Source organism: Rhodococcus sp. R1101, from assembly GCF_000278445.1.
Lineage (GTDB): Bacteria > Actinomycetota > Actinomycetes > Mycobacteriales > Mycobacteriaceae > Rhodococcus > Rhodococcus gordoniae.
The window spans coordinates 1-5,658 of sequence record NZ_AJVB01000247.1 but is presented as its reverse complement, the minus strand read 5'-3'; the positions used below and the strand labels follow the sequence as shown (position 1 = coordinate 5,658).

The 5,658-nt window shown below is 67.4% G+C and carries 7 protein-coding genes and 1 pseudogene; 5 read left to right on the top strand and 3 right to left on the bottom strand.

Going from position 1 to position 5,658, the window contains the following annotated elements; genetic code table 11:
- Nucleotides 1-198: 198 nt before the first annotated feature.
- Together bioB and bsaP are read left to right on the top strand one after the other, a co-directional pair.
- Nucleotides 199-1,212: a biotin synthase BioB gene (gene bioB, locus R1101_RS0115070; protein ID WP_016934226.1), complete on the top strand. Its 1,014-nt coding sequence runs from the start codon at nt 199-201 to the stop codon at nt 1,210-1,212.
- A complete protein-coding gene (gene bsaP, locus R1101_RS0115065; RefSeq protein WP_016934225.1) occupies nt 1,212-1,412 on the top strand; it encodes a biotin synthase auxiliary protein BsaP in 201 nt (66 codons plus the stop codon). Before bioB ends, bsaP begins: the two co-directional genes overlap by 1 nt.
- Before the next feature lie 30 nt (nt 1,413-1,442).
- Here the strand turns inward: bsaP and R1101_RS0115060 are convergent, their stop codons facing one another.
- The gene (locus R1101_RS0115060) at nt 1,443-2,009 is read right to left on the bottom strand and encodes a DUF488 domain-containing protein (RefSeq protein ID WP_026003309.1); all 567 of its coding nucleotides are present in this window, start codon (nt 2,007-2,009) and stop codon (nt 1,443-1,445) included.
- Nucleotides 2,010-2,036: 27 nt separating this feature from the next.
- Nucleotides 2,037-3,020 carry an SDR family NAD(P)-dependent oxidoreductase gene (locus R1101_RS0115055; RefSeq protein WP_016934223.1) on the bottom strand — a complete coding sequence of 328 codons (984 nt, stop codon included), beginning with the start codon at nt 3,018-3,020 and terminating at the stop codon, nt 2,037-2,039.
- 110 nt (nt 3,021-3,130) lie between these two features.
- On the opposite strand from R1101_RS0115055, the gene R1101_RS0115050 reads away from it, so the two are divergent.
- On the top strand, nt 3,131-3,760 hold the full coding sequence (locus R1101_RS0115050) for a TetR/AcrR family transcriptional regulator (protein WP_016934222.1): 630 nt from the start codon (nt 3,131-3,133) through the stop codon (nt 3,758-3,760).
- Between the two features lie 62 nt (nt 3,761-3,822).
- Nucleotides 3,823-3,963: a hypothetical protein gene (locus R1101_RS30695; RefSeq protein WP_016934221.1), complete on the top strand. Its 141-nt coding sequence runs from the start codon at nt 3,823-3,825 to the stop codon at nt 3,961-3,963.
- A 15-nt stretch (nt 3,964-3,978) separates the two neighbouring features.
- Here R1101_RS30695 and R1101_RS0115040 read toward each other — a convergent pair whose 3' ends face one another.
- Nucleotides 3,979-4,689: an NUDIX hydrolase gene (locus tag R1101_RS0115040; protein WP_026003308.1), complete on the bottom strand. Its 711-nt coding sequence runs from the start codon at nt 4,687-4,689 to the stop codon at nt 3,979-3,981.
- Nucleotides 4,690-4,771: 82 nt separating this feature from the next.
- Here R1101_RS0115040 and nadA point away from each other — a divergent pair.
- Nucleotides 4,772-5,658, top strand: a pseudogene (gene nadA, locus R1101_RS26940) (quinolinate synthase NadA); the annotation flags it as partial.

Below are 5,658 nucleotides of genomic sequence, written 5' to 3'. Positions count from 1 at the left end.
TGGCGCCGTCGAGGACGTCGCCGCGTCGCAACTGCACTGCTTCTTCGCTCCTGATTCTCCTGCCGTCCGCGGCGGTACCGCTCCGCCGGGGATCCGAACCGATGGATTCGTGCCTTTGACACTATCGGACGGTTCGCTCTAACCTGAACGCTGTTCAATTGAACGACGTTCAAGTTCTCGCCACCCCAGGAGACGGCAGTGACCCAGGCGCCCGCCCGCACCGACATCCTCGACATCGCCCGCGACCAGGTGCTCGCCCGCGGAATCGGATTCGACCGCGACCAGACCCTCGAGGTCCTGCAGCTGCCCGACGATCGCATCGACGATCTTCTGGCGGTCGCCCACGACGTGCGCATGGCGTGGTGCGGACCGGAGGTGGAGGTCGAGGGGATCATCAGCCTCAAGACCGGCGGCTGCCCCGAGGACTGCCATTTCTGCTCACAGTCGGGCCTGTTCGCCTCCCCGGTGCGCGCCGCCCGGCTCGACATCCCGTCACTCGTCGAGGCCGCGAAGCAGACCGCGAAGACCGGAGCCACCGAATTCTGCATCGTCGCGGCCGTGCGCGGACCCGACGAACGACTCCTCGCGCAGGTCGCGGCCGGCATCGAAGCAATCCGCAACGAGGTCGACATCCAGATCGCGTGCTCGCTCGGCATGCTCACCCAGGATCAGGTCGACCGGCTCGTCGCGATGGGCGTGCACCGCTACAACCACAATCTCGAGACCGCCCGTTCACACTTCCCCAACGTCGTCACCACCCACACCTGGGAGGAGCGCTTCGAGACGCTGCGGATGGTGCGCGAGGCAGGTATGGAGGTGTGCTGTGGCGGCATTCTCGGGATGGGTGAAACCGTCGAGCAGCGAGCCGAATTCGCAGCCGACCTCGCGGCGCTCGAACCCGACGAGGTGCCGCTGAACTTCCTCAATCCGCGCCCCGGCACTCCCTTCGGGGACCTCGAGGTGCTGCCCGCCACCGAGGCGCTCAAGGCCGTGGCGGCCTTCCGGCTGGCGTTGCCGCGCACCATCCTCCGATTCGCCGGCGGCCGCGAGATCACGCTCGGCGACCTCGGCGCGCAGAAGGGGATCCTCGGCGGGATCAACGCCGTCATCGTCGGCAACTACCTCACCACGCTCGGCCGGCCCGCGGAGACCGACCTCGATCTGCTCGGCGAACTGAAGATGCCGATCAAGGCCCTGGGCGAGACGATCTGATGTTCGATCCGTTCACCGGCGAGGCGATCGTCGACGGGACGGTCCGAACCCATTCCGCAGCAGTGCAGCTCGGCCTCGAACCGCCGCGGTTCTGCACGCAGTGCGGCCGGCGGATGATCGTGCAGATCGCGCCGGACGGATGGTGGGCGCGGTGTTCGCGTCACGGGACCGTCGACTCCGTGATGAGCGAACAGCGGTGACGAGCGAACAGCGGTGACGAGCGACAGCTCTCACGAATCGTCGCCGGACTCCCCGGGGTAGGTGACCACGCCATCGGGGCCCACCGAGGGCGTCGCACCCCACTGTCCCAGCTCGTGCGGGCGCGGTGTCGCGTTGTTGACGAGATGTACGACGGCCCATCCCCGCGCGGTGAGGGTGTTCGCGATCAACAGGCGGTGACAGCGCCAGGGCATCGGCTCACCGCACATGATGGCGACGTGCCGGTGCTCGGCCAGTTCGGTGAGGCGTCGCAGTCCGGCCTCGAAGTCGTCGGTGAGCGTGTAATCGGCGTAGTTCTTGAAACTCGCGTTCTTCCATCCCGCATTGATCGCCGGATCGACGTCCTTCCGTTTCGGCCGCCTGCCACCGAGTTCGGTGAGGTGCAGGTAGCCGATCCCGGCGCTGTCGAGCCAGGACGGCATCTCGTCGGCGTCGAACTGCGGGCTGCGGCGTGAGCCGGGCATCTTCCGTACGTCGACGACGACGTCGATGTCCGCCGAAGTCAGTGTGTCGAGCAGGACGGACTGCGGACACGTCCAGTGGCCGATGGTCCACAGGACACGGGAGTCGGCACTCATGGTGCCCATCGTCTCATCTCGTGTGTGTCACCCACGCGTAGTTTCTCGGCTCCGTCGCTCTCCGGTCGGGACCACCTGATCTGGGTCCGCCGGACACATGGTTCGCACATTCCGGACCGCGGATCGCTCCCCACTCACGGATTCCGGTGCCGGTACGGGGTCCTCCGCGGCACGGCCAACCGACTCCCACTCGAGCCAGTTGGCGACCTTCTCCCGGGTGGCGGCCACGGCCGCGTCCAGGACGGCGCTGCCCAGGACGATGCGTCGCGGCGGTCGGTCGGCGTCGACGACCGCGAGGAGTGCCCGCGCGGCCAGGGCGGGGTGGCTGTCGATGCTCGTGGACGCGCTCTGCTTCTCGATCTCGGCTCGCAGCGAGTCGTAGTCCGATCGGGGAGTACTCACCGTCATGGTGGTATAGAGGTCGGTCCAGTAGCCGCCCGGCTCGACGATCGTGACGTCGATGCCGAAATGCGCGGCCTCGACGGCCAGTGCTTCACTGAGTCCCTCGAGAGCGAACTTGCTCGCGCTGTAGAGCCCTGTGCCGGGTCCGCTCAGTACGCCCCCGATGCTCGAGATCTGCACGAGATGCCCGCGTCCTCGGCCCCGGAAGGCCGCCATGGCGGCCTGGCTGACCCACATCGCTCCGAAGAAGTTCGTCTCGAACTGCGCACGCGCCTGCTCCTCGGTGAACTCCTCGACGAATCCGTAGGCCATGGTGCCCGCGTTGTCGACGACGATGTCGATGCCTCCGAAATGGTCGCGCGCCCTGTCGAAAGTGGCGAACACCGCCGTGCGGTCGGTGACGTCGGCCGGGAGCCGGAGGAGGCGCTCCGGATCCCGGGGGAGATCGGCCGACCCGATCGATCGTGAGACGGCCACGACGTTGTCACCTCTCGACAGCGCGGCGCGGACGAACTCCCTGCCCAGGCCGCGGCTCGCGCCGGTGATCAACCAGGTGCGGGGACGCGCGGCGGGAGCGGCGGGGTACGCGGTCGTCGGTCGGATGGTCATGCATACCTCCTGATCGATACGAGACGGTCCGTCTCGTTCACTTGAGAATGACCCTTCGAGGAATGCCTGTCAAGACGCAACGTCTCGTCTCGATGGGATATCGTCGACCCATGCCCGCGCGCCCCGAACCCGGAAACTCCCGGCGGAACCCCGCCTCGCGGAAAGCGATTCTCGATGCCGCTTTCGACGTGGTCGCCGAGGTCGGCTACTCGAAACTCGGTATCGAGGCGATCGCCGCTCGGGCCGGCGTGGGGAAGCAGACGATCTATCGCTGGTGGCCGTCGAAAGGAGCCGTGCTCCTCGATGCGTATCTGGCGCACACGCAGGGCGATGCCGGGGACGGGGCGGCGCTGCCCGACACCGGCGACCTCCGCGCGGACCTCATCGCGGTACTGCAGGCGACCGTGGCGGAGCTGCAGGACCCGAAGTTCGCCGTCCCGCTGCGCGCATTGACCGTCGCGGTGCTCGAAGACCCCGAACTCGCAGCGGAATACGAACGCCGCCTCGACACGCCGATGCGGGAGATGAAGAAGGCCCGGCTCCGGGCCGCGCAGAGTGCGGGGCAACTGCCGGACGACCTCGATCTCGATGTCGCCGTGGACATGCTGTTCGCCCCTGTCGCCCAGAAATGGTCGGCCACCGGCGAACCCCCGTCCAACGACTACGTCCGCACTCTGGTCGAGACCGTCCTCTCCGGCCTGACGCGTCCGTCCGAGGGCATCCCGTCCGCGAGCATGTAACGCACGATTCCTCCTGTCCGACACACACGTCGGAATCACACGACGATCAGGGGAGGGGCGCCATGGGTTCGGTCGACGTTCTGGAATGGATCCGCGAAGGCTATCTGGCGGGCGATCCGCTGCGTTCTGCGTTGTTCGTCGGCTCGGCCTTCCTGACGATGCCGCTGCAGTTGCTCGAGGTCATCCTGGGCCGGCCTTTCTGACTTCCTCGGGGAGGTTCACACCGGTGGACGCAGGGCGGCGAATTCGTCCGTCACGCGCAGCCGGGAGTCGGTGAAGCGGTAGAGCGCCGGGGGCCGGCCTCCCGCTTTTCCGGAGGGTGCGGTGTTGCCGGTGCGGGTGAGCACGTTCCGCCGCGCCAGCACCCGCTGAAGATTGGTGGCATCCACTTCGTATCCCAGCGCCGCGCAATAGATGTCGCGCAGAGTCGACATGGAGAACTCCGCCGGCGCGAGCCCGAACGCGATGTTCGTGTACGACAGCTTCGCGGCCAGGCGCGCATGGGCGTTCGTCACCATCACCCCGTGGTCGAAGGACATGTCGGGAAGATTCGACACCGGATGCCAGGCGGTGTCGGACGGGAGTTGAGGATCCGAGGTCAGGGGGATCAGGCCGAGATAGGTGGACGCGATGGTGCGCGGACCCGGCACGCGCGTCGGGTCGGAGAAGACCGACAGCTGCTCGAGATGCGCGACCTTGCGGACGTCGACCTTCTCCGCCAGCTGGCGCCGGGCCGACGTCGTGAGGTCCTCGTCGCTGCGTAGTCGTCCGCCGGGGAGCGACCATGTGCCGGCCTGTGGATCGAGTGCTCGCTGCCACAGCAACACCCCGAGTTCGGGCTCGTCGCGGAAGGCTCCCGAGGCGTCCGGGAAGTGCCGAACCTGGAACACGGCGATGAGCACTTCGTGACGGGTGTTACCATGTGTCATGTTTTCGATCCTAAGTCGAAAACCTCGAACACGGAAATTCCGGTACAACCCGCCGGGATGACACCCTCGAAGGAGCAAGGCCATGACCACGACCGAGTGGGCGGGAGCCTCCACCATCGTCGACGGCCCCGGCGGTTACACGGGCGTCGAGGCGACGCCGGAGTGGGCCGAGGAGGTCCGTCGGTTGGCCCGTGAGCGCAACGCCACGCTGCTCGCGCACAACTACCAGCTTCCCGCGATCCAGGACGTCGCCGATCACGTCGGCGACTCGCTCGCGCTCTCGCGTATCGCCGCCGAGGCCGAGGAGGACACCATCGTCTTCTGCGGCGTGCACTTCATGGCCGAGACCGCGAAGATCCTCAGCCCGAACAAGACGGTGCTCATCCCCGACGAGCGAGCCGGCTGCTCGCTCGCCGACTCGATCACCGCCGACCAGCTGCGGGAGTGGAAGGCCGACCACCCCGATGCCGTGGTGGTCTCGTACGTCAACACCACCGCCGAGGTCAAAGGGCTGACCGACATCTGCTGCACCTCGTCGAACGCCGTCGACGTGGTCGCGTCCATCGACCCCGACCGCGAGGTGTTGTTCCTGCCCGACCAGTTCCTCGGCGCCCACGTCAAGCGCGTCACCGGTCGCGAGAACATGCACATCTGGGCCGGAGAGTGCCACGTGCACGCCGGCATCAACGGCGACGAACTCGCCGCCCAGGCCAAGGCGCACCCCGACGCCGACCTGTTCGTCCACCCCGAATGCGGCTGCGCGACATCGGCGCTCTACCTCGCCGGGGAGGGCTTCGTGCCCGACGACAAGGTCAAGATCCTGTCCACCGGCGGCATGATCGACGCCGCCCGTGAGACGGGGCGAAGCAGGTCCTCGTCGCCACCGAGGTCGGCATGTTGCATCAGCTCCGCAAGGCCGCGCCCGGCATCGACTTCCAGGCCGTCAACGACCGCGCGTCGTGCCCCTAC